The sequence below is a fragment of the Acinetobacter sp. YH01022 genome, from assembly GCF_013420235.1.
In the GTDB taxonomy this organism is placed as follows: Bacteria; Pseudomonadota; Gammaproteobacteria; order Pseudomonadales; family Moraxellaceae; genus Acinetobacter.
Map to the genome: position 1 here is coordinate 1 of NZ_VOYP01000086.1, position 3,816 is coordinate 3,816.

Below are 3,816 nucleotides of genomic sequence, written 5' to 3' on the forward strand. Positions count from 1 at the left end.
AAAATGTATATCGTTGGCAGAAGAAATTATTTAGACCAATGATCAAAAACTTCATTGATGACTTTATTCTCGATAAAAATCATCTGCTACCACAGAGAATCTATAAATAATAGTGCGTAAGTCCTAAATTATTAAAAAGCATTATTTTTTCTAAAATAAAATACCAGATGATGTGATGATTGCGGGTAAATATCAGAATTTAGACCAGGTTAAGCAGAGCAAAGGTGGAACCCTTGTGATTAGCGCATCCTGATATAAGTAACCCTATTATTTAGAGTGTAGTGAACGGCAGAAATAGCAGTTGCAATAGCCTGAACCGGATTAAGTTATTGATAATAATATGTCTGAGAAAATTTATAGCATGCAGGAAGCGCAATGTTAGAGAGTCTACTTAGACTTAAAAACGATCAATATTAAATGAAATATATATTTCACAAAAATGCTTCAGATGCTTATTATTTAACCCAGATTCTATCGCTGTAGTTTCTTCTTGGTATTTAGAAATGTGTTTTCTAGGCTTATCCAACCTCTGGATAAGCTTTTTTTTTGCCTAAAGTTAAGTAAATGCAGAATAAATAGAATTTATGTATCTGTTTAGCAAAATTTTATCAGGATTCTGAGCGGCCCCCCCCCCTCTAAATTACGATCTAAATAATAGGCAAAGGAATCATACTTCCAACGTTGAGGATATTACTCCCCTTTATATTACTAGTCATAACCTGAACCCTAGGCTTGGTTATAATGACAGTCCTAGCAAGTATAAGAGTCATTTTAATAAGTGCCATTTTCAGGAAAGGGGATAATGCAGCTAAAAATCGCCTTGCTAATGATAGCAGAAGGCGTCTTTTAGCCATAACATTCATTCTTTTTGTGGGCTGGAGTGGCAAAAACACGCCGAAATATACATGGAAATTGTCAATGACAAGGTATGAAAAGAAGATTAGCGTATGAATGTTTTTACTGTGTATACCGATAATTAGACTGATATAAGCGTATGGTCACGTATTGGCTGATCATGTAAAAAATATCAAGATTAAAATAAAAGGAAGGTGCCATGATGGTTGCTTTTAGCCGAACTTTACAGACCATGTTAGAAAAAGGTCAAGGTACAGCGGCACGTACTTTAGATCGATTGCCCAGTTTTGCACAAAAATCTCTAGTTAAAATTTTAAGATATCCGCATCAATATCCTGAACTTGATCCCTTGGTGCAATGTATGATGGCAGCCCAGTTAAAACGGGGCAGTAGTGGTTTGGTCAGTGAAGATATTATTCATGCCCGTAAAAGCTTTGATTTGCAAATGCAGTCCATCAAAGCCAAGCCTACACCAGTGAAACAGATTGAAGATCTACGTTTACCTTTACACAGCGGCACCATCTTTGCGCGACATTATCATCCTGCACCCACTAAAAAATTGCCTATGGTGGTGTATTTTCATGGTGGCGGCTTTGTTGTAGGCAGTCTGGATTCGCATGATGAGGTCTGCCGTTTACTGGCAGTGCATGCCAAAGTGCAGGTTTTAAGTATTGACTATCCTTTAGCACCTGAAGCGAGTCCGAATCAACTGATTCAAAGCTGTGAAGATGCCTTGGCATGGGTCTATCAAAACAGAAAACAGCTTAAAATCTTAAAAAATAGAATTTCAGTGGCGGGGGATAGCGCTGGAGGGAATATCAGCACGGTAGTTGCACAACGTACAGCTCATAAAGTGTATGCACCGCAAGCGCAATTACTGCTCTATCCGGCAGTTGATTTTAAAAGCCGTCATCCTTCATTTTATGCCTACAATGAAGGACTGGTTTTAACCGGTAAAGATGTGGATTTTGTCACCCATTATTATGCAGATACGCATCAGGTTGAACTCGATGATCCGCTGATTTCACCGACTTATGGTCAGCATGACAAATTACCACCTACCTTTGTGGTGACTGCAGGTCATGATGTATTACATGATGAAGGGGAAATTTATGCACATAAATTACGTCATCGTGGCGTAAAGGTGCATTATCAGGAATATGGCGATCAAGCGCATGGTTTTGTCAATCTCACACCTGTTTCTTATCGTGCTAAAAAGTATTTTATTGAAATCAGTAAAAACTATAGAAAGTTTTGGGATAAACACGCTTAAATTTTTTGAGCTGGGTATTCATTTATAATAAAGGTGTTTCACGTGAAACACCTTTATTTTTTCTCGATTTTAGCTTTAGGTAAGGTGAGGCTAAATTCTGGCACATAAAAGCTGTGTAAATAGCGGGCTTGAGAAAAATCGGGAAAAATGTCCTGGGTGTTTTTCCAGCTCGCCTGTTTTAATTTACTGAGTTTACCGCGAAATTGTAGTGTGAACTGATAGCGTAAACCTTGCCAGGCTTGATCGATCTTGAGCAGCCGTGCAGGTAAATGATGACTATTCACATAAAAAGTCTGGCTATGTTTATATTTCTGCAAGCACAAACTCATTTCTTGTTGCTCAAAGCAGATATTGCAATACACCACATCATCATGGATGAGCCATTCAAATTGGGCCAGCTGTTTTGGTATTCCCCAAAAATGTTGACCATTTAGCATAGAGGCTTCGGTAGAAACATAAATTTTCGGAATGCAAGACAAACGTCTTTTACTGATTAAAGGATGATCCAAGATCAGCAATTCATCATATGGGCCTACAGGAGAATCATGATAACGAACCAATATGACCTGTACCACGCGTCCAATTGGAGAAGGAGCAATATAAAAAGTCCGATGCTGCGCAATAAATTTGGGCGTTAACCAGTAATTCAAAATAAAAGCATTACCCTGTAAATGCCAAGGTGGGTAAAGGGAAAAAGTAGTTGTATTTAATTCTTCGCTCATTGTAATGCTCATTTTATATCAAAAAGAGAAGCTGTTATATTTATATTGAAAGATTAATATATAGTCATTCACAATGACCACTTAACGTAGAAGAGTAAAGAAATGTTAAAAAAGGCCTTATTTGCTATTGGTACTGCATGTATGAGTTTGCAGGTGATGGCTGCAAATACCCTGGTAGAAATGAAAACCTCAATGGGAAATATTGAAATAGAGCTATTTAATGATAAAGCGCCTATTTCAGCAAAAAACTTTGAAAGTTATGTAAAAGATAACTTTTATAATGGCACCATTTTTCACCGGGTGATTCCTGGCTTCATGATTCAGGGGGGAGGAATGGATGCCAACATGGTCGAGAAGCAGACCAAAGCCCCTATTCAAAATGAATCCTATAATGGCTTAAAGAACCTGCGTGGCACATTGGCCATGGCACGAACCAATATGCCTAATTCAGCAACCAGCCAATTTTTTATTAATACGGTAGACAATGACTTTTTAAATAGAAGTCAGATGAATGCAGGTTATGCCGTGTTTGGTAAGGTTGTGAAAGGCATGGATGTGGTCGATAAAATCACTCAAGTACCGACTGCAAACTTTGGAATGCATCAAAATGTACCAAAACAAGTGGTGAAAATTATCAGCGTGAACATTAAAGCAGCAGAGGTGAAAAATTAAGAAAAAAATAAAGCAGAAATATTTTATTCATATTTTTGCTTTAAAATTATATGTTTATATTTGAATTAGAATAAAAATGAACCAGCTTAGTGCATAAAAATACAACACTCAATAAAACAATCAGTTAAAAGCACTTGCATGGGTAAGAAATTGCCCTATAATGAGCTCATCCCGACGCGATACAGCAAACGAACTTAGCTGAACAGGTTAAGTTGTTGAATGTTTATTGCGTTATATTTTCTACTGACGAGGTAGGAAATAGATCATTAAGAGATTATGAAGAACAACTTGTGT

Annotated in this window: 3 protein-coding genes and 1 pseudogene; 3 read left to right on the forward strand and 1 reads right to left on the reverse strand. The window is 37.2% G+C overall.

Going from position 1 to position 3,816, the window contains the following annotated elements; translation table 11 throughout:
* Nucleotides 1–110 (forward strand): annotated as a pseudogene (locus tag FTT87_RS15615) (IS701 family transposase); the annotation flags it as partial.
* A gap of 947 nt (nt 111–1,057) precedes the next feature.
* Nucleotides 1,058–2,128, forward strand: coding sequence for an alpha/beta hydrolase (locus tag FTT87_RS15620; RefSeq protein WP_180082413.1), 1,071 nt, complete (start codon nt 1,058–1,060; stop codon nt 2,126–2,128).
* Between the two features lie 53 nt (nt 2,129–2,181).
* Here FTT87_RS15620 and FTT87_RS15625 read toward each other — a convergent pair whose 3' ends face one another.
* Nucleotides 2,182–2,850, reverse strand: coding sequence for an acetoacetate decarboxylase family protein (locus FTT87_RS15625; RefSeq protein WP_180175095.1), 669 nt, complete (start codon nt 2,848–2,850; stop codon nt 2,182–2,184).
* Between the two features lie 102 nt (nt 2,851–2,952).
* Here FTT87_RS15625 and FTT87_RS15630 point away from each other — a divergent pair, with 102 nt between their 5' ends.
* Nucleotides 2,953–3,522 (forward strand): peptidylprolyl isomerase, encoded by a 570-nt coding sequence (locus FTT87_RS15630; RefSeq protein ID WP_180082407.1) that lies wholly within the window; start codon nt 2,953–2,955, stop codon nt 3,520–3,522.
* The last annotated feature ends 294 nt before the right edge of the window (nt 3,523–3,816 follow it).

What these genes read in the sequence shown, in the direction of transcription:
- FTT87_RS15620 (WP_180082413.1), top strand. Translation starts at nt 1,058, where the DNA reads ATGGTTGCTTTTAGCCGAACTTTACAGACCATGTTAGAAAAAGGTCAA.
- FTT87_RS15625 (WP_180175095.1), bottom strand. Translation starts at nt 2,850, where the DNA reads ATGAGCGAAGAATTAAATACAACTACTTTTTCCCTTTACCCACCTTGG.
- FTT87_RS15630 (WP_180082407.1), top strand. Translation starts at nt 2,953, where the DNA reads ATGTTAAAAAAGGCCTTATTTGCTATTGGTACTGCATGTATGAGTTTG.